The sequence below is a fragment of the Salmonella sp. 2020_1459 genome, from assembly GCF_043847915.1.
GTDB lineage: Bacteria > Pseudomonadota > Gammaproteobacteria > Enterobacterales > Enterobacteriaceae > Salmonella > Salmonella enterica.
The window spans coordinates 1-19,059 of the sequence record NZ_JBCMFA010000001.1; the positions used below are offsets into that span (position 1 = coordinate 1).

The 19,059-nt window shown below is 52.8% G+C and carries 20 protein-coding genes; 11 read left to right on the forward strand and 9 right to left on the reverse strand.

From position 1 onward, the window contains the following. Positions 1 to 192: 192 nt before the first annotated feature. Entirely contained in the window at positions 193 to 1,926 is a 1,734-nt protein-coding gene (gene argS / locus ACH0VJ_RS00005; protein ID WP_001025369.1) for an arginine--tRNA ligase, read from the reverse strand. Between the two features lie 236 nt (positions 1,927 to 2,162). Here argS and ACH0VJ_RS00010 point away from each other — a divergent pair, with 236 nt between their 5' ends. Both ACH0VJ_RS00010 and cutC read left to right on the forward strand, forming a co-directional pair. Then, complete coding sequence (locus ACH0VJ_RS00010; RefSeq protein ID WP_000024796.1) at positions 2,163 to 2,732, forward strand: VOC family protein; 570 nt, start codon at positions 2,163 to 2,165, stop codon at positions 2,730 to 2,732. Between the two features lie 19 nt (positions 2,733 to 2,751). Further along, positions 2,752 to 3,498, forward strand: a complete 747-nt coding sequence (gene cutC, locus ACH0VJ_RS00015; protein WP_001185768.1) for a copper homeostasis protein CutC — start codon at positions 2,752 to 2,754, stop codon at positions 3,496 to 3,498. 235 nt (positions 3,499 to 3,733) lie between these two features. On the opposite strand, the gene cmoB is transcribed toward cutC, so the two are convergent. The 5 genes from cmoB to ACH0VJ_RS00040 are packed head-to-tail and all read right to left on the reverse strand — an operon-like array spanning position 3,734 to position 7,315. Next, positions 3,734 to 4,705 (reverse strand): tRNA 5-methoxyuridine(34)/uridine 5-oxyacetic acid(34) synthase CmoB, encoded by a 972-nt coding sequence (gene cmoB / locus ACH0VJ_RS00020; protein WP_000569033.1) that lies wholly within the window; start codon positions 4,703 to 4,705, stop codon positions 3,734 to 3,736. Continuing rightward, complete coding sequence (gene cmoA / locus ACH0VJ_RS00025; protein WP_000019609.1) at positions 4,702 to 5,445, reverse strand: carboxy-S-adenosyl-L-methionine synthase CmoA; 744 nt, start codon at positions 5,443 to 5,445, stop codon at positions 4,702 to 4,704. The genes cmoB and cmoA overlap by 4 nt, the downstream gene beginning before the upstream one ends. Before the next feature lie 40 nt (positions 5,446 to 5,485). Then, the gene (locus ACH0VJ_RS00030) at positions 5,486 to 5,881 is read right to left on the reverse strand and encodes an MAPEG family protein (RefSeq protein ID WP_000252975.1); all 396 of its coding nucleotides are present in this window, start codon (positions 5,879 to 5,881) and stop codon (positions 5,486 to 5,488) included. 52 nt (positions 5,882 to 5,933) lie between these two features. Further along, positions 5,934 to 6,752, reverse strand: coding sequence for a DUF72 domain-containing protein (locus ACH0VJ_RS00035; protein WP_000639225.1), 819 nt, complete (start codon positions 6,750 to 6,752; stop codon positions 5,934 to 5,936). Further along, positions 6,749 to 7,315 (reverse strand): hydrolase, encoded by a 567-nt coding sequence (locus tag ACH0VJ_RS00040; RefSeq protein ID WP_000916144.1) that lies wholly within the window; start codon positions 7,313 to 7,315, stop codon positions 6,749 to 6,751. The genes ACH0VJ_RS00035 and ACH0VJ_RS00040 overlap by 4 nt, the downstream gene beginning before the upstream one ends. 324 nt (positions 7,316 to 7,639) lie before the next feature. Between ACH0VJ_RS00040 and aspS the strand changes: the two genes are divergently transcribed. The 5 genes from aspS to ACH0VJ_RS00065 all read left to right on the forward strand — a co-directional run bounded on the left by aspS (position 7,640) and on the right by ACH0VJ_RS00065 (position 12,822). Beyond that, entirely contained in the window at positions 7,640 to 9,412 is a 1,773-nt protein-coding gene (gene aspS, locus ACH0VJ_RS00045) for an aspartate--tRNA ligase (RefSeq protein ID WP_001258635.1), read from the forward strand. Positions 9,413 to 9,514: 102 nt separating this feature from the next. Continuing rightward, entirely contained in the window at positions 9,515 to 9,967 is a 453-nt protein-coding gene (nudB, locus tag ACH0VJ_RS00050) for a dihydroneopterin triphosphate diphosphatase (protein ID WP_000653693.1), read from the forward strand. 29 nt (positions 9,968 to 9,996) lie between these two features. Then, positions 9,997 to 10,737 carry a YebC/PmpR family DNA-binding transcriptional regulator gene (locus tag ACH0VJ_RS00055; protein WP_000907242.1) on the forward strand — a complete coding sequence of 247 codons (741 nt, stop codon included), beginning with the start codon at positions 9,997 to 9,999 and terminating at the stop codon, positions 10,735 to 10,737. 36 nt (positions 10,738 to 10,773) lie between these two features. Further along, positions 10,774 to 11,295 carry a crossover junction endodeoxyribonuclease RuvC gene (ruvC, locus tag ACH0VJ_RS00060; protein WP_000022510.1) on the forward strand — a complete coding sequence of 174 codons (522 nt, stop codon included), beginning with the start codon at positions 10,774 to 10,776 and terminating at the stop codon, positions 11,293 to 11,295. Between the two features lie 30 nt (positions 11,296 to 11,325). Continuing rightward, on the forward strand, positions 11,326 to 12,822 hold the full coding sequence (locus ACH0VJ_RS00065; protein ID WP_000974706.1) for a PstS family phosphate ABC transporter substrate-binding protein: 1,497 nt from the start codon (positions 11,326 to 11,328) through the stop codon (positions 12,820 to 12,822). A gap of 99 nt (positions 12,823 to 12,921) precedes the next feature. Here ACH0VJ_RS00065 and ACH0VJ_RS00070 read toward each other — a convergent pair whose 3' ends face one another. Continuing rightward, a complete protein-coding gene (locus ACH0VJ_RS00070; RefSeq protein ID WP_000716747.1) occupies positions 12,922 to 13,518 on the reverse strand; it encodes a YebB family permuted papain-like enzyme in 597 nt (198 codons plus the stop codon). A gap of 208 nt (positions 13,519 to 13,726) precedes the next feature. Here ACH0VJ_RS00070 and ACH0VJ_RS00075 point away from each other — a divergent pair, with 208 nt between their 5' ends. The 3 genes from ACH0VJ_RS00075 (at position 13,727) to ruvB (ending at position 16,409) form a co-directional block, all read left to right on the forward strand. After that, positions 13,727 to 14,419 carry a hypothetical protein gene (locus tag ACH0VJ_RS00075; protein WP_000227320.1) on the forward strand — a complete coding sequence of 231 codons (693 nt, stop codon included), beginning with the start codon at positions 13,727 to 13,729 and terminating at the stop codon, positions 14,417 to 14,419. Between the two features lie 359 nt (positions 14,420 to 14,778). Next, positions 14,779 to 15,390: a Holliday junction branch migration protein RuvA gene (gene ruvA / locus ACH0VJ_RS00080; RefSeq protein WP_000580335.1), complete on the forward strand. Its 612-nt coding sequence runs from the start codon at positions 14,779 to 14,781 to the stop codon at positions 15,388 to 15,390. An 8-nt stretch (positions 15,391 to 15,398) separates the two neighbouring features. Then, a complete protein-coding gene (ruvB, locus tag ACH0VJ_RS00085) occupies positions 15,399 to 16,409 on the forward strand; it encodes a Holliday junction branch migration DNA helicase RuvB (protein ID WP_000568508.1) in 1,011 nt (336 codons plus the stop codon). Between the two features lie 78 nt (positions 16,410 to 16,487). On the opposite strand, the gene znuB is transcribed toward ruvB, so the two are convergent. Beyond that, positions 16,488 to 17,273, reverse strand: coding sequence for a zinc ABC transporter permease subunit ZnuB (gene znuB, locus ACH0VJ_RS00090; RefSeq protein WP_000571508.1), 786 nt, complete (start codon positions 17,271 to 17,273; stop codon positions 16,488 to 16,490). Further along, on the reverse strand, positions 17,270 to 18,025 hold the full coding sequence (gene znuC, locus ACH0VJ_RS00095; RefSeq protein WP_000203023.1) for a zinc ABC transporter ATP-binding protein ZnuC: 756 nt from the start codon (positions 18,023 to 18,025) through the stop codon (positions 17,270 to 17,272). Before znuC ends, znuB begins: the two co-directional genes overlap by 4 nt. Positions 18,026 to 18,103: 78 nt before the next feature. Between znuC and znuA the strand changes: the two genes are divergently transcribed. Next, positions 18,104 to 19,048 carry a zinc ABC transporter substrate-binding protein ZnuA gene (gene znuA, locus ACH0VJ_RS00100; RefSeq protein WP_000939598.1) on the forward strand — a complete coding sequence of 315 codons (945 nt, stop codon included), beginning with the start codon at positions 18,104 to 18,106 and terminating at the stop codon, positions 19,046 to 19,048. Positions 19,049 to 19,059 lie beyond the last annotated feature (11 nt).

The following is a 19,059-nucleotide window of genomic DNA, read 5'->3' on the forward strand; positions in this document are numbered from 1 at the left end:
TCGACCTGCTCAACGACGGCTATTTTAAAGGATAGAGGATAATCGCGTTGGGTGCGTTTGAACTCAGTCATCATCACGTTCTCCGGATTTAAGTCTGGAACGTGTCAACGCTATTCAGGACGGGTCAGTGGCAATAAAAAGGCCTGAGTCCGTTATCCGGAGTCAGGCCTGATGATGTTAACGACGGCGCGTTTACATGCGTTCTACGGTTTCGATACCCAACGTATCCAGACCCAGTTTCAGCGTCTTCGCCGTCAGTTGCGCCAGTTTTAGGCGGCTATTGCGAACCGCGTCATTCTCGGCGCTGAGAATAGGGCAGTGCTCGTAGAAGCCGGAGAACAGCCCGGCGACGTCATACAGATACGCGCACATGACGTGCGGCGTACCTTCACGCGCGACCACCGTCAGGGTTTCTTCAAACTGCAGCAGACGGGCAGCGAGTTGCGCTTCGCGATCTTCGCTAATGATAACCGGCGCGCTCGCCAGCGCCTGCTCGTCGATGTCCGCTTTACGGAAAACAGACAGCACACGCGTATAGGCATACTGCATATAAGGAGCGGTATTGCCTTCGAAAGCCAACATATTATCCCAGTCGAAGATATAGTCAGTGGTGCGGTTTTTTGACAGATCGGCGTATTTCACCGCGCCAATACCGACGGCGTTAGCCAGTTTTTCCAGCTCGTCAGCCGACATATCCGGGTTCTTCTCCGCCACCAGACGACGCGCGCGCTCCAGCGCCTCATCCAGCAGGTCCGCCAGTTTCACCGTACCGCCCGCGCGAGTTTTAAACGGTTTACCGTCTTTACCCAACATCATGCCGAACATGTGGTGTTCCAGCGGAACGGAATCCGGCACATAACCGGCTTTACGCACAATGGTCCAGGCCTGCATCAGGTGCTGGTGCTGACGGGAGTCAATGTAGTAGAGCACGCGGTCGGCGTGCAGCGTTTCGTAACGGTATTTGGCGCAGGCGATATCGGTAGTGGTATACAGATAACCGCCATCTTTCTTCTGAATAATGACGCCCATCGGGTCGCCTTCCTTGTTTTTAAACTCATCAAGGAAAACCACCGTTGCGCCTTCGCTTTCAACCGCCAGGCCTTTGGCTTTCAGATCGGCGACGATGCCCGGCAGCATCGGATTATACAGACTTTCGCCCATCACATCGTCACGCGTCAAAGTGACGTTCAGGCGATCATAGGTGATCTGGTTTTGCGTCATGGTGATATCAACCAGCTTACGCCACATCTCACGGAAATAGGTATCACCGCTCTGCAATTTGACGACGTAGTTACGCGCGCGCTCGGCAAACGCTTCATCTTCATCATAATGCTTTTTCGCATCGCGGTAAAATCCTTCGAGATCCGCCAGCGCCATGTCGCCCGCGTTTTCCTGCTGCTGTTTTTCCAGCCAGGCGATAAGCATACCGAACTGGGTACCCCAGTCGCCGACGTGGTTAGCGCGAATAACATGATGGCCCAGAAACTCCAGCGTGCGCACTGCCGCATCGCCGATGATCGTGGAGCGTAGATGACCGACGTGCATCTCTTTCGCGACGTTGGGCGCGGAGTAGTCGACGACAATCGTCTGACGAGTCGGCTGAGAAACGCCCAGACGATCGGAGGTCAGCGCCTGTTGCACCTGTTCAGCGAGAAAAGCCGGTTCGAGGAAAATATTGATAAAGCCAGGGCCGGCGATTTCAACCTTGCTGGCGATGCCGCTGAGATCCAGATGAGTCAGCACCTGCTCTGCAAGTTGTCGGGGGGCCATACCCAGTTTTTTCGCAACTGCCATCATGCCGTTGGCCTGATAGTCGCCGAACTGAACTTTGGCTGACTGACGAACCTGGGGCTCGCAATCTGCAGGCGCGCCTGCAGCAATCATGGCCTGACTAACTTTTTCTGAGAGAAGAGCCTGAATATTCACCGGAATACCTTACGTTTATGAAGCGGGCTGTATTGCCCGCGCCAGTTTAAGAATTAGGGCGGGAGTATACTGCAAATGCCCGTTGGCGTCAGCATTGCGCGCGCGGCGCGTCGCCTGAAATATACGCAACAATAATCTGCATAAGCATTCAATAAACGCCCAATCAAATCAAAGGTTGGTTGCCGGGGCGCAACAGCGTAAATTAGCGGTTTTCACAGCAAGAAGAGCGTCCTGATATGGCGAACTGGCAACACATTGATGAACTGCATGATATTTCCGCAGATTTACCGCGATTCACTCTGGCGTTCAGAGAACTTTCCACTCGCCTTGGTCTGCAGATTAGCGCCCTTGAGGCCGATCACATTTCATTGCGCTGTCACCAGAATACGACGGCGGAGCGTTGGCGTCGCGGTTTTGAACAATGCGGCGAGCTACTGTCGGAAAATATCATCAACGGCAGGCCGATTTGTCTGTTTAAACTGCATGAACCGGTATGTGTGGAACACTGGCGGTTTTCTGTTATTGAATTACCGTGGCCGGGAGAAAAACGCTATCCACACGAAGGGTGGGAGCATATTGAAATCGTGCTGCCCGGCGAGCCGGAGACCTTGAACGCGAGGGCGCTGGCGTTGTTGTCGGATGAGGGGCTTAGTCAGCCGGGGATCGTGGTTAAAACCAGTTCGCCACAGGGCGAGCATGAACGTTTGCCAAACCCTACGCTGGCTGTGACCGATGGCCGCGTCACGGTAAAATTTCATCCATGGTCGATTGAAGCGATTGTCGCCAGCGAACAGGCGGCCCATTAACCTGCCGAGCGGAGTGAATATGGCGTTACTTGAGATCTGTTGTTACAGCATGGAATGCGCGCTCACCGCGCAGCGAAACGGCGCGGATCGTATCGAACTGTGCGCCGCGCCGAAAGAAGGGGGGCTTACGCCTTCTTTCGGCGTCTTACGCAGCGTACGCGAGCATATTACGATTCCCGTACATCCGATTATTCGTCCTCGCGGTGGGGATTTTTATTACACTGACGGTGAATTTGCCGCCATGCTGGAAGATATCCGCCTCGTCAGAGAGTTGGGGTTTCCCGGGCTGGTTACTGGCGTGTTGACCGTTGATGGGGATGTCGATATGTCGCGAATGGAAAAAATAATGGCGGCGGCCGGGCCGCTGGCGGTGACATTCCACCGCGCCTTCGATATGTGCGCTAATCCCTTCAATGCGCTAAAGAATCTGGCTGACGCAGGCGTAGCAAGAGTACTGACTTCCGGACAAAAAGCCGATGCGGCGCAAGGTTTATCAATAATTATGGAACTTATTGCCCAGGGGGATGCTCCAATCATTATGGCTGGTGCGGGGGTTCGTGCAAATAACCTGCAGAATTTCCTCGATGCCGGAGTACGGGAAGTACACAGTTCCGCCGGAGTCTTACTGCCTTCGCCGATGCGCTATCGCAATCAGGGGTTATCGATGTCTGCCGATATACAGGCGGACGAGTATTCTCGCTATAGGGTAGAGGGTGCGGCGGTCGCTGAAATGAAAGGAATCATTGTTCGCCATCAGGCCAAATGATTTTTACCGTTGCATCATGTCGCCCAATATGATGCTTGCTCGTACCAGGCCCCTGCCAATTCAACAGGGGCCTTTTTTTCTCCTTCATATTTCAAGCCGCAGCAGCGTTGGCCGCCTCGCGCACCCCGGTCACGTAGCTACCTACGTTCCCGGGGATTTGCTGCGTTGCCGCCTTGCTGCAACTTGAACTATTTTGGAGAAACGGTGCTATACGTAACGGTCATTCGGCAATCCATCACGGTTTACGCGCAATCAGCACCGCGCGCTGCGGGGCGGGGTAGTCTTCCACCGTTTTACTGCGATCGTTCGGGTCAAGAAAATCGGCCAGCGACTCGGTAACCATCCACTCGGTGCGACGCTGCTCTTCGGTGGTGGTGACGCAAACGTCAGCGATGCGCACATCAATAAAGCCGCATTTTTCCAGCCATTTTTTTAATGCCGGCGCGGAAGGAATAAAATAGACATTACGCATCTGCGCATAGCGATCACCCGGCACCAGTACGGTATTTTCGTCGCCGTCGACGACCAGCGTTTCCAGTACCAGCTCACCCTCGTTGACCAACTGATCTTTTAACTGCCACAGATGCTCCAGCGGCGAGCGACGGTGATAAAGCACCCCCATCGAGAAGACGGTATCAAATGCTTTCAGCGCCGGGAGTTGTTCAATGCCCAACGGCAGCAGATGCGCGCGCTGATCGTTACCAAACAGTTTACGCACCGCCTCAAACTGGCAGAGGAAAAGCTGCGTAGGATCGATGCCGACCGCCAGATGTGCGCCTGCGCCAATCATCCGCCACAGGTGATAGCCGCTGCCGCAGCCGACATCAAGGATCGTCCGGCCGGTTAAATCTGACAGATGCGGCAATACGCGATCCCACTTCCAGTCGGAACGCCATTCGGTATCAATATCTACGCCATAAAGCGAGAACGGGCCTTTACGCCATGGCATCAGATTACGCAGCAACGTATCGATACGCTTTAGCTGACCTTCGCTGAGCGGCGTTTCGCTTTCCGCCGTGACGCTGTGCAGTAAATCCAGCCGCCAGGGCGTCATTTCCGGTAAAAATTCTACCGCGTTCGACCACTGTTTAAACAAGCCATGCTGCTGCTCGCGTTGCCAGGCGGCAATCTGCGCGGGCAATGTTTCCAGCCAGTGGGAGAGATGATTTTTAGCAATGAGCTGATAAAAGTTACCAAACTCGATCATGCGGCAACTCCGGCTTTTAACGCGACAAGCGACCCGAAGTTAAAGCACTGGAACCACAGTTCACTATGTTCGAAACCCGCCTGACGCAGGCGCGCTTTATGTGTTTCCACCGAGTCGGTGAGCATCACGTTTTCCAGCATACTGCGCTTCTGGCTGATCTCCAGTTCGCTGTACCCATTAGCGCGTTTAAAATCGTGGTGCATGTTGAATAACAGCTCGCCCACTTTCGCGTCTTCAAAGCTAAATTTTTCCGACAGTACCAGCGCGCCGCCGGGATTCAACCCCAGGTAAATCTTATCCAGCAATGCCTGGCGTTCGGCAGGTTCAAGGAATTGCAGGGTAAAATTCAGCACCACCATCGAGGCGTTTTCAATAGTGATATCGCGGATATCGCCTTCAACAACTTCAACCGGCGTTGGCGCTTTATACGCATCAATATGACGACGGCAGCGTTCAATCATGGCCGGGGAGTTATCGACGGCGATAATGCGACAATGCTCATGGCGGATATTACGCCGAACAGACAGCGTCGCGGCGCCCAGCGAGCAGCCCAGATCGTAGACCTGCGTGTTCGGCTGCACAAAGCGTTCAGCCAACATGCCGATCATGGAGATGATGTTGGAGTAGCCTGGTACCGAACGCTGAATCATGTCGGGGAAAACTTCGGCTACTCGTTCATCAAAAGTCCAGTCGCCGAGACGGGCGATAGGCGCAGAAAAAAGCGTGTCACGGTGAGACATAACGTATACATCCGGGAAAAATAAAGGCGCGTATTGTGCGCTAATACAGGGAGAAAACCAACTCCCAGGGCATATACCACAGGTTTGCCAGCACCATCAGCAACAATGCGCACCAGGTCGCGCTCATCCCCGCCCGCCGCCAGCGGAACAGGCGGTGGTGAAAACCGTAATAATGCATCAGCCGACCGGCGATTAAAATGATGCCGCAGATATGCACCATCCACGTTTCGGCGCCGTTCATTTCCATAAACAGCAGCAGCACCAGCGCGACAGGAATATATTCCACCGCGTTGCCATGAATACGGATGGCGCTTTGTAATTCGCTAAAACCGCCGTCGCCATAGGCGACACGGTACTGCATTCGCAAGCGAACGACATTAAAAGAGAACTTCATTAATAATAACGCACCCAAAACGGCATACAGCGCGCTTACCATACAAACTCCCTTTTAAAATGGCTGATGGCACTGTCTATGATAGGGGGCATTTTCAGAAAAGAGAAGATTGCTGTGGAATGGACGGAGCAGTGCCGATTTCCGGTAAGACGCTGCGTAAATCATGCCAAAGCGTATTCACCAGTTCCGGCGCCTGCGCGATATCCGGAGTATGTAAAAACAGAAAAGGCATGATGGTCTGCCGCCACTGCGGGAGTTTCTGCAACCAGGCGGCGAAAAACTCACGGTTTTGCGCCATATTATCGCTACCGATAAAACGCACCATCGGATGGCTGGCCGTCACGACCGCATGTACCGGGACTTTGGGTTTTTTTCGCTGCGCGTCGCGGACGGCTTCGCTGTGGGGATGGGCGGCATGTACCGGACGACTATCCAGGATCACGCGGTTTACGCCGCGCGCGTGTAACCCGCGATTGAGCCGCTGTTCATCCTCACCCTTGTCAAAAAAACACGGATGACGAACTTCTACGCCATAGGTAAACGTGGCGGGGAGCGCATCAAGAAACTGCCATAAGGCGGGGAGATCGCGCGGTCCAAAGGCGGCGGGCAACTGCAGCCAGTATTGGCCAATACGCGTTTCCAGCGGCGCCAGGCGGGTAAAAAACGCCTGTACCAGATCGTCGCAATGGCGCAGCGCGGCCTGGTGAGAAATGGTGGCGGGAAATTTAAAGCAAAAACGGAAATCGTCCGTAGTTTGCGCATACCAGCGATCGACAATTTCCGCTTTCGGCAGCGCGTAAAGCGTGGTGTTGCCCTCTACGCAATTAAAGTGGCGGGCATACTCTTCCAGACTGGTGATGCCGAGCCGCGCCCATTTCGGGTGCGACCATTGCGGCAGGCCAATGTAGATCATAAGGCGTTTAAAATATCCTCTACGCTGCGTACCCGGCCAATGCGCGGGAAAATATGCGTCATACTGCTCTGATGCTGCTCACTGCTGGCGGCGCTACAGGCATCTTCGGCAATAATAAGGTTAAATCCTAACTCCCAGGCGTTACGCGCTGTGGATTCGACGCCGATATTGGTTGAGATTCCGCACAATATGATGGTGTCGATACCCCGGCGGCGAAGTTGTAATTCCAGGTCGGTGCCGTAAAACGCGCCCCACTGGCGTTTAGTCACTTCCAGATCGCTGTCCTTTTTACCCAATGCCGTAGGCCAGGTCCACCAGTTTTCCGGCAACGCGTGCGCAGGCGTTGCGGCATCCACCGGCTGTTTTAACGCTTCGGCATAATCATCAGACCATCCAACGCGTACCATAACCACGGGCGAGCCGTTGGCACGACACTTTTCCGCCAGCCGCGCGGCGCGGGCGACCACCTCATTTGCCGTATACGGGCCGCCGGCAAACGGAAGAATTCCTTCCTGTAAATCAATAACCACCAGGGCGGTTGTGGTCGCGTTGAGTTTCAGCATGATAATCACTCTCCTAAAAATAGCGTATTTCACTACACCTTAAGCGCGATTAAAGAGGAAAGCGGTGACAAATATTGTTAATTTTTGTGAGCATACGCAATACCCGCGTGAAAAACCCGGGTACAGTCAGTATGAACCAAGTGTCGATACCGCATGAAACGGGCAAGTTATCGCTCCCATGCTGGATTGACTCTTATCGTGCGGCAGAATTTCCAGTATAATAGCCGCCTTTTTTCATCCAGTTGTGACATACAGCTAAAGCTGCGACTTCGTCGCCTGCATGGCAGGCAACAATCCGCCTGCGGCTAAGTTAAGGGATATCTCATGCGTACAGAATATTGCGGACAGCTACGTCTGTCCCACGTGGGGCAGCAGGTGACTCTGTGTGGTTGGGTCAACCGTCGTCGTGATCTTGGCAGCCTGATCTTTATCGATATGCGCGACCGCGAAGGTATTGTGCAGGTGTTCTTCGATCCGGATCGTGCGGACGCGTTAAAGCTGGCCTCTGAACTGCGTAATGAGTTCTGCATTCAGGTTACGGGCACCGTGCGTGCGCGTGACGCGAAAAACGTCAATGCGGATATGGCGACCGGCGAAATTGAAGTGCTGGCGTCCTCTCTCACTATCATCAACCGCGCAGACTCACTGCCGCTTGACGCTAACCACGTTAATACCGAAGAGGCGCGTCTCAAGTACCGCTATCTGGATTTGCGTCGTCCGGAAATGGCGCAGCGCCTGAAAACCCGCGCCAAAATTACCAGCCTGGTGCGTCGTTTTATGGACGATCACGGTTTCCTTGATATTGAAACGCCGATGCTGACCAAAGCCACGCCGGAAGGCGCGCGCGACTATCTGGTGCCTTCGCGCGTGCACAAAGGTAAATTCTACGCGCTGCCGCAGTCGCCGCAGCTGTTCAAACAGCTCCTGATGATGTCCGGTTTCGACCGTTACTATCAGATAGTCAAATGCTTCCGTGATGAAGACTTACGTGCTGACCGTCAGCCGGAGTTTACTCAGATCGACGTCGAGACCTCCTTCATGACCGCGCCACAGGTGCGCGAAGTGATGGAAGCGCTGGTGCGCCATTTGTGGCTGGAAGTGAAAGGCGTGGATCTGGGGGATTTCCCGGTCATGACGTTTGCCGAAGCGGAACGTCGCTACGGTTCCGACAAGCCAGACCTGCGTAACCCGATGGAGCTGGTAGATGTCGCTGACCTGCTGAAATCGGTAGAGTTCGCGGTCTTCGCGGGCCCGGCTAACGATCCGAAAGGCCGCGTGGCAGCGCTGCGTGTGCCTGGCGGCGCACAGCTTAGCCGTAAGCAGATCGACGATTACGGTAACTTTGTTAAGATCTACGGCGCGAAAGGACTGGCGTATATCAAAGTTAACGAGCGCGCGAAAGGTCTGGACGGGATTAACAGTCCGGTGGCCAAGTTCCTGACCGCCGACATCGTCGAGGCTATCCTTGAACGTACCGGCGCGCAGGACGGCGACATGATCTTCTTCGGCGCAGATAACAAAAAAGTGGTTGCCGATGCGCTGGGCGCGCTGCGTCTGAAACTGGGCAAAGACCTGAGCCTGACCGACGAAGACAAATGGGCGCCGCTGTGGGTGATTGACTTCCCGATGTTCGAAGACGACGGCGAAGGCGGTCTGACCGCGATGCACCATCCGTTCACCGCCCCGCGTGACATGACGGCGTCTGAACTGAAAACTGCGCCGGAAGGAGCCGTCGCTAACGCTTACGATATGGTGATTAACGGCTATGAAGTGGGCGGCGGTTCGGTGCGTATTCACAACGGTGAAATGCAGCAAACCGTATTTGGTATTCTCGGTATCAATGAGCAGGAGCAGCGCGAGAAGTTCGGCTTCCTGTTGGATGCGTTGAAATACGGTACGCCGCCGCACGCGGGCCTGGCGTTTGGTCTGGACCGTCTGACCATGCTGTTGACCGGCACCGACAATATTCGTGATGTTATCGCCTTCCCGAAAACGACCGCCGCCGCGTGTCTGATGACCGAAGCGCCGAGTTTCGCCAACCAGGCAGCGTTGACGGAGTTGGGTATTCAGGTTGTGAAGAAAGCCGAGAATAACTGATATGAACAATGTACACGACATCATTCGCGTGATATCGCGGCGGCCCGCAAGGGGGTGCCTCATCAATGCGCGGCGTCACCCAACAGCCAACAACGAGGTCGCGTGAAGGATAAAGTGTACAAGCGCCCCGTTTCGGTCCTGGTGGTTATTTTCGCGCAGGATACGAAACGGGTGCTAATGTTGCAGCGACGCGACGACCCGGATTTTTGGCAGTCAGTGACTGGCAGCATAGAAGAAGGGGAGACCGCGTTGCAGGCCGCCGTGCGTGAAGTCAAAGAGGAGGTCACGATTGATGTTGCGGCAGAGCAACTGACCTTAATCGACTGCCAGCGTACGGTGGAGTTTGAAATTTTTTCACATTTACGTCATCGCTATGCGCCGGGCGTTATGCACAATACAGAATTCTGGTTCTGCCTTGCGTTACCGCATGAGCGGCAGGTGATATTCACTGAACATCTGACGTACCAGTGGCTTGATGCGCCTGACGCGGCGGCGCTTACCAAGTCCTGGAGTAACCGGCAAGCGATTGAAGAGTTTGTCATTAACGTCGCCTGAAAAGGCGCGCTTTTTTTGAGGAAATATTTATGGCAGGTCATAGTAAATGGGCCAACACCAGACATCGTAAAGCTGCGCAGGATGCCAAGCGCGGTAAAATCTTCACTAAAATTATTCGTGAACTGGTAACGGCAGCTAAATTGGGCGGCGGCGATCCGGATGCCAACCCGCGTCTGCGCGCGGCTGTAGATAAAGCGCTGGCCAACAACATGACCCGCGACACTCTGAACCGTGCCATCGCTCGCGGTGTGGGTGGTGATGAAGACTCGAACATGGAAACCATCATCTATGAAGGTTATGGTCCTGGCGGCACGGCCATTATGATTGAGTGTCTGAGTGACAACCGTAACCGTACCGTAGCGGAAGTGCGTCATGCTTTCAGCAAGTGCGGCGGTAATCTGGGTACCGATGGCTCAGTGGCATACCTGTTCAGTAAGAAAGGGGTCATCTCCTTTGAGAAAGGCGATGAAGACACCATCATGGAAGCCGCTCTGGAAGCTGGCGCGGAAGATGTTGTGACCTATGATGATGGCGCGATTGATGTTTACACTGCCTGGGAAGAGATGGGCAAAGTGCGTGACGCGCTGGAAGCGGCGGGTCTGAAAGCGGATAGCGCCGAAGTGTCCATGATCCCGTCAACCAAAGCGGATATGGATGCGGAAACCGCGCCGAAACTGCTACGTCTGATCGATATGCTGGAAGACTGTGACGATGTTCAGGAAGTCTACCATAACGGTGAGATCTCTGATGAGGTGGCGGCGACCCTGTAATGGTGCTGCTAAACGCCGGCGGGCAGGGGGTATAGCGTGTCGATTATTCTCGGTATTGACCCCGGCTCGCGCATTACCGGTTATGGCGTTATCCGTCAGGTAGGCAGACAACTGACCTATCTGGGCAGCGGATGTATTCGCACCAAAGTCGATGATTTGCCGTCTCGTTTGAAGCTCATATACGCAGGCGTGACGGAAATCATCACGCAGTTCCAGCCGGACTATTTTGCTATCGAACAGGTGTTTATGGCGAAAAATGCCGACTCAGCCCTCAAGCTGGGACAGGCGCGCGGCGTCGCGATTGTCGCCGCGGTCAACCAGGAACTGCCCGTGTTTGAATACGCGGCGCGTCAGGTGAAGCAAACCGTCGTCGGTATTGGTAGCGCGGAGAAAAGCCAGGTTCAGCATATGGTGCGCACGTTGCTGAAGCTCCCCGCTAACCCGCAGGCAGACGCCGCAGATGCGCTGGCTATCGCCATTACGCATTGCCATGTTAGCCAGAACGCGATGCAAATGAGCGAATCGCGGCTGAATTTAGCGCGTGGGAGAATGCGCTGATGTAAATGCAGGGTCAGGGAGACCCGTACTATGGCGATAATAAAGTCGATAAAATTTTGGCTGGCAGAAATCGTGCTGCTGGTCGTGGTGTTGCCGATATTAGCAATAATACTCAGTATCTTTAACATTATTTTTAATATTGCTGGCGATATCTATGGGCTTATCGCCACGCTGATGGCCACCATTCTTGTGGGTTGTGCGACTGGTGGTATTCGCGGTCGCTTTATCGATGAACGAGAGCGTTTTATTCCTGGTTTTTTACCTGCCTTATTACTGATTTTCTATTCTCTTACCGTTTGGCTGATAATGATTATCGTCGCTGACGGCGACTTCGAAAGTAGCGTGTTTTATCACGGGATACAGTGGTTCGGACTCTATTCTGCCTTGATCAAATCGGCTTTAATGACGGAATTTTATGAGATATCATCGTCAAGGGTGATCATTGCCCCGGTGATTCCATTTGTCGGCTTCCTGTCGTATACCATCATGCGTTTTATCACCGTTCGGCAGAATAATAAGTTGGAAAACGTCGCCGGATGGCGAAGTATTGTCCTGCTCATCGCCGCAATGACAATTGCTATTAGCGGATTATTGGCTTGGCAAACTTATGATCGTCGCGAGCGACGAGTGGTTAACGATCCGGCCAGGGAAATAACGGAATCTTTTGAGCCTGGCGCATATGACCCGTTTACCCCCGATAATAAACTGACGGCGCTGAGCGCATCACCTGGCCTATCGCTGGAAAACGACTGGCCGCGACTGAATGGCGCAACGGCAGTTTATCCGGTATACGCCTCGGCAGCGCAGGCGCTGTATCACAACCTGGATGTAGACAGCGTGTGGAAATATGTTCGCTGCGATCGGACACCTGGTGCCTGGGAGAAGTTAATTCATGGTGAAGCGGATATCATTTTTGTCGCTGAGCCTTCCGCCGAGCAAAAAGCCAGCGCGAGGGCGCAGGGCGTTGATTTACACTTCTATCCCATTGCCCGCGAGGCTTTTGTTTTTGTCACGCATAAGGATAATCCGCTGACTCAACTGAGTGAAAAACAGATTCGCGATATCTATTCCGGGCGTGTGAACAACTGGCTGGAAGTCGGCGGCAACGATGCGCGTATTTACCCCTATCAGCGGCCAAAGGGATCGGGTAGCCAGACGATTATGCTGGCTGCGGTGATGGGCGAGGATAAACTTCGCAAGCCGCTGGAAACAGAATCCGTTCACGATATGATCGGATTGCTGCGTAATGTGGCAAATTACCAGAACAGCGCCAATGCTCTGGGGTATACCTTCCGCTATTATGCTACGCAGCTTCACCATAGCCCTGATTTGCGCTTGCTGGCGGTGAATGGCATCGAGCCGACCATCGAAAATATTCGCAATGGAAAATATCCTTACACTATTGATGTATATATGGTTTCCGCTGGAAAACCCTCGCGGCAATCGCAAAAATTTATCGATTGGTTTTTGAGCGAGCAAGGGCAAAGGTTGATTGCTGACGTTGGATACGTTCCTCTGGCGCGCTAATGCACGTTGGGAGGCGGGAGAGACAATATATCTGTCAGTCATTTGACAGGCCTCGTATCGGCCTGTCAGGATATACTCGCGAGTGGAAATATCAGGGCGTTATGCCGCTTCTCCGGGAAGATGCCCCTGAGAGTGACTCTGATAGATTACATCCAGGTTGGGATGATGCCACAGGCTGGCTGGCGTCACCGTCTTACGATCCCACGGGATTGAACCTAAAAACCAGAACTTCCAGAAGGCGAGTTTCGCATCAGGATTGCTGTGAAGTAATTCTTCGAATGTCTCAATATCGCCTACCGGAATACATAATGCTTCTTTATAGATATCAAACACAAATTTCGAGCAGAACTGGCGCGATGACTCGTATTTAAACCCCGTGTGATAAAACTTATTCAGCCGGGCGGGAACCTGTTCCATGATGGCGAGTTTCTGTTCGACCGTCAGACCGCCGCACAGGCGACGAACCGCGTAACGTTGTCCAGCTGAACGTTGTATAAACAGTGACAGCGTGGTGACGGTTGAGAGGGGGACGCGACTTTCCGCCACCAGATAGTCATCACCATTATGACCAATAATAATCCCAACATGGTTGCTCCAGCACTGTGAAGCGGTGGATATCTGGCCGAAAAGCGCGGCACCTATACAGGTAAAGACGATATCCCCGGTTTCATATTGGACAGAATAATGTTTTTTCATCTCTGCATTCCATTATTTGAAATAAATTCCTTTTATTTATTCTACAGGGTAGTTAGCATTATACCAGATAAATGACAAGCCTTAGTGTCATCGAAATATGTATGGTGAATATTTCATTTATTGGAATTAATGTCGCAAATATATTTGGGGGGGATTAAGGTGGTAAATTTCTCATCATCTGATCTCTCATATTGACAGGGAGTATGACGTGGTTGATGATAAACCAATGAGAATAGGTTGGGTATTTTATTTTTCTTATATTTTTGTTGCTATTATCTTTCATCTGTTTATTAGTTTTTGTTATTGTTTGAGTATTGATATGGCAGAGGCTAATACTGTTGTTTTTTTATTAAAGCCAGGGACGATTTCATTATTATTTTTGCTTCTCCCTGCCAGGCGGTTCAGGACCAGACTGTTGGCAACATTGAGTTCAGTTTTCATTACCTTAGTATTTAACCAGTGGCATTTGGTTGCCGGGAATAAAGAACTGGTTTTGTGCCTGCAGGCAGCGTGCTTTATGGCTTTCCTGGCTATGACATCGGTAAAAAAATCCGGGTGGATGATTAGCGCATCATTATTTTTGGTTTGTGCGGCCGGAACGATTCGCCAGTGCTGGCTGGAACAGCTGTTTAACGCTGCCGATATATATATTGTTGATGATGGGCGGAGCTGTGGCGCCAGCGGCCACTGCTTCCAGTATATTGCAGCAAAAGGCCGTGGGTTAGCAGCAAAACGACAGGCACTTTTTAGTAGCGAAGAGTATGTGAATATTTATTATAGTTATTCAGAAGGGATGCCAGCCGTGAATTTCGATGGCATGAAAAATGAGTTTGTACAATATTTATTGTGTCATGGCGAATTAAAATCTGTTGCGCGCGACGATAAAACAACATGCGATTAAATTCAGCGCTAGTGGTTAATATTATTAAATCTATTCTCGGGTCTGTTTTTTTGGAGGCCCGATGTTCCGCTGTTGGCATTCGTACTGGATACATTATTAGTGTTATCAGGATACTCATTATTGAAGACTACCGAACGTGCGCCACGGCATGTTGGCAAAAAGTTGTTCGCGTAGGACGCAAAAAGTTGTCAATGAGTGTACGACTTATTTTGTACGCAGCGGGGAGCGTACCCGTCGTTAACCATCGCGGGTTGTCGGAGTAGAGAAATATCGGGATACGTGTTTTTCATCTGGATAAACATCCAGTCTTTTTTTATGATAGTGCATTATCTTTTCAGCCCTTTACGCAGGAGCGTCATGTGATAGGCAGACTCAGAGGCATTATTCTCGAAAAACAACCCCCGATCGTGCTGCTGGAGACAGGGGGAGTAGGCTATGAAGTACATATGCCTATGACCTGCTTTTACGAGCTGCCGGAGGCCGGGCAGGAGGCAATCGTCTTCACCCACTTCGTGGTGCGTGAAGATGCGCAGTTGCTGTACGGATTTAACAATAAGCAAGAGCGCACGCTATTTAAAGAGCTAATTAAAACGAATGGCGTCGGGCCTAAGCTGGCGCTGGCGATTCTCTCCGGCATGTCGGCGCAGCAGTTTGTGAATGCGGTTGAGCGCGAAGAGCTTGGCGCACTGGTGAAGCTGCCGGGTATCGGCAAGAAAACCGCCGAAAGGCTGATTGTCGAAATGAAAGACCGCTTTAAAGGGCTACATGGCGATCTCTTTACGCCAGCGGTCGATCTGGTATTGACATCGCCGGCCAGCCCAACCTCGGAAGATGCAGAACAAGAAGCAGTTGCTGCGCTGGTGGCGCTGGGTTATAAACCGCAAGAAGCCAGTCGGATGGTAAGCAAGATCGCCCGTCCGGATGCAAGCAGTGAAACACTGATTCGCGACGCGTTACGCGCCGCGTTATGAGGTAAAGGATGATAGAAGCAGATCGCCTGATTTCAGCAGGCGCCACGATCGCAGAAGACGTCGCCGATCGCGCCATTCGCCCGAAGCTATTGGCGGAATATGTCGGCCAACCGCAGGTGCGCTCCCAGATGGAGATCTTTATTCAGGCGGCAAAACGGCGTGGCGACGCACTAGATCACTTGCTGATTTTCGGCCCGCCAGGGTTAGGTAAAACGACTCTGGCGAATATCGTTGCCAATGAAATGGGCGTCAATCTCCGAACCACGTCTGGCCCGGTGCTGGAAAAAGCAGGCGATCTGGCGGCTATGCTCACCAATCTTGAACCGCATGATGTGCTGTTTATTGATGAGATTCACCGGCTTTCACCGGTGGTGGAAGAGGTACTCTATCCGGCGATGGAAGATTACCAGCTGGATATTATGATTGGCGAAGGGCCTGCTGCACGTTCAATTAAGATCGATCTGCCGCCGTTTACGCTCATTGGCGCGACGACGCGAGCAGGTTCGCTGACCTCGCCGCTACGTGACCGTTTTGGTATTGTGCAGCGCCTGGAGTTCTACCAGGTGCCCGATCTGCAGCACATCGTCGGGCGCAGCGCAAGGCACATGGGGCTGGAGATGAGCGATGACGGCGCGCTGGAAGTGGCGCGTCGGGCGCGCGGTACGCCGCGTATAGCCAACCGCCTGCTCAGACGTGTGCGTGATTTCGCCGAGGTGAAGCATGACGGGGCTATTTCAGCGGAAATTGCCGCGCAGGCGCTGGATATGCTGAACGTCGATGCGGAAGGGTTTGACTATATGGATCGCAAGCTGCTGCTGGCGGTTATTGATAAATTCTTCGGTGGTCCGGTGGGACTGGATAACCTGGCGGCGGCGATTGGCGAAGAGCGTGAAACCATTGAGGATGTGCTGGAGCCGTATCTGATTCAGCAAGGCTTTTTGCAGCGCACGCCGCGTGGGCGTATGGCAACGGTGCGCGCCTGGAACCATTTCGGGATCACGCCGCCAGAGATGCCTTAGCGCCTGAAATCGCTGCGCTCATCAGACCTGGGCGATTTTGTAGGCCCGGTAAGCGCAGCGCCACCGGGCAACACACGCTTAGCTTGCCTGCTTTTTCATCATACTGAAGATAAACAGCAGCGCGGCACACAGCACTACGGATGGCCCTGCCGGGGTATCATAAAAGGCTGAGAAGGTCAGTCCACCTGTAACCGCTATCATACCTACACCAACGGCGACGCCCGCCATCTGTTCCGGCGTACGGGCAAAGCGGCGCGCGGTTGCGGCGGGGATAATCAGCAGCGACGTAATGATCAGCGCTCCGACAAACTTCATCGCTACGCCAATGGTTAACGCCGTTACCAGCATCAATAGCAGCTTCACGCGCTGTAACTTCACGCCATCGACAAAGGCAAGATCCGGACTGATAGTCATTGACAGCAAGTTGCGCCACTGCCAGAAGAGAATGGCCAGCACAATAACGACCCCAATAGCGATCGAGATAAGATCTTCCGGCGTCACGGCCAGCAAATCGCCAAACAGATAAGCCATTAAATCAACACGGACATTGGACATCAGGCTGACCACGACCAGTCCTAAAGATAAGGCGCTGTGCGCCATAATGCCCAGTAAGGTATCAATCGCGAGGTGAGGGCGTTTCTCCAGCCATACCAGACCGGCGGCCAGCAGCAGCGTAACGGCGATTACCGCATAAAAGGGATTAACGTCCAGCAACAGGCCAAACGCCACGCCCAGAAGCGACGCGTGAGCCAGCGTATCGCCAAAATAGGACATCCGACGCCAGACCACAAATGAGCCCAAAGGACCAGCGGCACAGGCCAGCATCATCCCGGCCAGCCAGCCGGGCAGTAATAATTCAATCATGAGTGACCATTTCCCCGGCGCAGTACAATACGACCCTGTAAATCGTGGCGATGATTATGATGATGGCGATAAATCCCTAATTGCTCCGCGCCACGCGGGCCAAACATAGAGATAAATTCCGGATGCATAGACACCACTTCCGGCGCGCCGGAACAGCAAATATGATGGTTCAGGCATAACACTTCATCCGTCTTTGCCATGACCAGATGTAGATCATGCGACACCATCAGCACGGCGCAATCGAGTTCACGGCGCAGCTGATCGATAAGGTCGTATAACGCGACCTGGCCGTTGACATCCACGCCTTGCGTCGGCTCATCAAGTACCAGCAACTGCGGCCTGTTAAGCAGAGCACGCGCCAGCAGTACGCGCTGTGTCTCACCGCCGGAGAGTTTTTGCATGGGCGCGTCAATCAAATGTCCGGCCTGAACGCGTTTAAGCGCCGGGAGAATATCCGTTTTTTGTGTGCCGGGACGTAAACGTAAAAATCGGTTTACCGTCAGCGGAAGCGTGGTATCGAGATAGAGCTTTTGCGGGACATAGCCGATACGGAGTTGCCCGTTGCGCTTGATCACCCCTTCATCAGGGGCTACCAGTCCTAAAACCACGCGTACAAGCGTTGACTTCCCCGCGCCGTTAGGGCCGAGAAGCGTTAAAATTTTTCCGGGGCTCAATTCAAGCGACACGTCAGAGAGGACGCGGCGTTGACCAAATGAGACCGAGACGTTTTCCAGTGAAACTAAACTTGTCATGTTAATTTTAGGCTTGCAGAAGTGATAGAATGTTATAATATCACATTTCACACATTCATTACGATGATTAGTCGCATTATGTTACAGAAAAATACGCTTCTTTTCGCAGCATTATCCGCCGCGCTTTGGGGGAGTGCAACCCAGGCTGCCGACGCCGCCGTTGTCGCTTCGCTTAAACCGCTTGGGTTTATCGCTTCCGCCATTGCTGATGGCGTTACGGATACACAAGTATTACTTCCGGATGGGGCTTCCGAGCATGATTATTCATTGCGTCCATCAGACGTAAAACGCTTACAGGGCGCGGACTTAGTCGTCTGGGTTGGCCCGGAAATGGAAGCCTTTATGGAGAAGTCGGTCAGGAATATTCCTGATAATAAGCAGGTTACCATTGCGCAACTTGCCGATGTAAAACCGTTACTCATGAAGGGCGCGGATGATGATGAGGATGAACATGCGCATACGGGCGCCGATGAGGAAAAAGGTGACGTACATCACCATCACGGCGAATATAACATGCATCTTTGGCTCTCCCCAGAGATAGCGCGGGCTACAGCGGTTGCAATCCATGAAAAATTAGTGGAACTTATGCCGCAAAGTCGAGCCAAACTCGACGCCAACCTGAAGGATTTTGAGGCACAATTAGCCGCAACCGATAAACAGGTCGGTAACGAGCTCGCGCCGCTCAAGGGGAAAGGGTATTTCGTTTTTCATGACGCCTACGGTTACTACGAAAAACACTACGGACTCACCCCGCTCGGTCACTTTACCGTGAACCCTGAGATACAACCTGGCGCGCAGCGTTTACATGAAATAAGAACACAGTTGGTTGAGCAAAAAGCAACCTGCGTTTTTGCTGAGCCACAATTCAGGCCAGCGGTCGTGGAAGCCGTGGCGAGAGGGACATCCGTTCGAATGGGAACACTGGACCCCCTCGGGACGAACATTAAACTGGGTAAAACAAGCTATTCAGTGTTTTTAAGCCAATTAGCCAACCAGTATGCGAGCTGCCTGAAAGGAGATTAACGAGGAAGTGA

Coding starts and splice junctions, on each gene's coding strand:
- znuB (WP_000571508.1), bottom strand. CDS start 17,273: ATGATTGAATTATTACTGCCCGGCTGGCTGGCCGGGATGATGCTGGCC.
- znuA (WP_000939598.1), top strand. CDS start 18,104: ATGTTACAGAAAAATACGCTTCTTTTCGCAGCATTATCCGCCGCGCTT.
- aspS (WP_001258635.1), top strand. CDS start 7,640: ATGCGTACAGAATATTGCGGACAGCTACGTCTGTCCCACGTGGGGCAG.
- ACH0VJ_RS00040 (WP_000916144.1), bottom strand. CDS start 7,315: ATGCTGAAACTCAACGCGACCACAACCGCCCTGGTGGTTATTGATTTA.
- cmoA (WP_000019609.1), bottom strand. CDS start 5,445: ATGTCTCACCGTGACACGCTTTTTTCTGCGCCTATCGCCCGTCTCGGC.
- ACH0VJ_RS00030 (WP_000252975.1), bottom strand. CDS start 5,881: ATGGTAAGCGCGCTGTATGCCGTTTTGGGTGCGTTATTATTAATGAAG.
- ruvB (WP_000568508.1), top strand. CDS start 15,399: ATGATAGAAGCAGATCGCCTGATTTCAGCAGGCGCCACGATCGCAGAA.
- ACH0VJ_RS00010 (WP_000024796.1), top strand. CDS start 2,163: ATGGCGAACTGGCAACACATTGATGAACTGCATGATATTTCCGCAGAT.
- ACH0VJ_RS00065 (WP_000974706.1), top strand. CDS start 11,326: ATGGCGATAATAAAGTCGATAAAATTTTGGCTGGCAGAAATCGTGCTG.
- cutC (WP_001185768.1), top strand. CDS start 2,752: ATGGCGTTACTTGAGATCTGTTGTTACAGCATGGAATGCGCGCTCACC.
- znuC (WP_000203023.1), bottom strand. CDS start 18,025: ATGACAAGTTTAGTTTCACTGGAAAACGTCTCGGTCTCATTTGGTCAA.
- ACH0VJ_RS00070 (WP_000716747.1), bottom strand. CDS start 13,518: ATGAAAAAACATTATTCTGTCCAATATGAAACCGGGGATATCGTCTTT.
- ACH0VJ_RS00055 (WP_000907242.1), top strand. CDS start 9,997: ATGGCAGGTCATAGTAAATGGGCCAACACCAGACATCGTAAAGCTGCG.
- ACH0VJ_RS00035 (WP_000639225.1), bottom strand. CDS start 6,752: ATGATCTACATTGGCCTGCCGCAATGGTCGCACCCGAAATGGGCGCGG.
- cmoB (WP_000569033.1), bottom strand. CDS start 4,705: ATGATCGAGTTTGGTAACTTTTATCAGCTCATTGCTAAAAATCATCTC.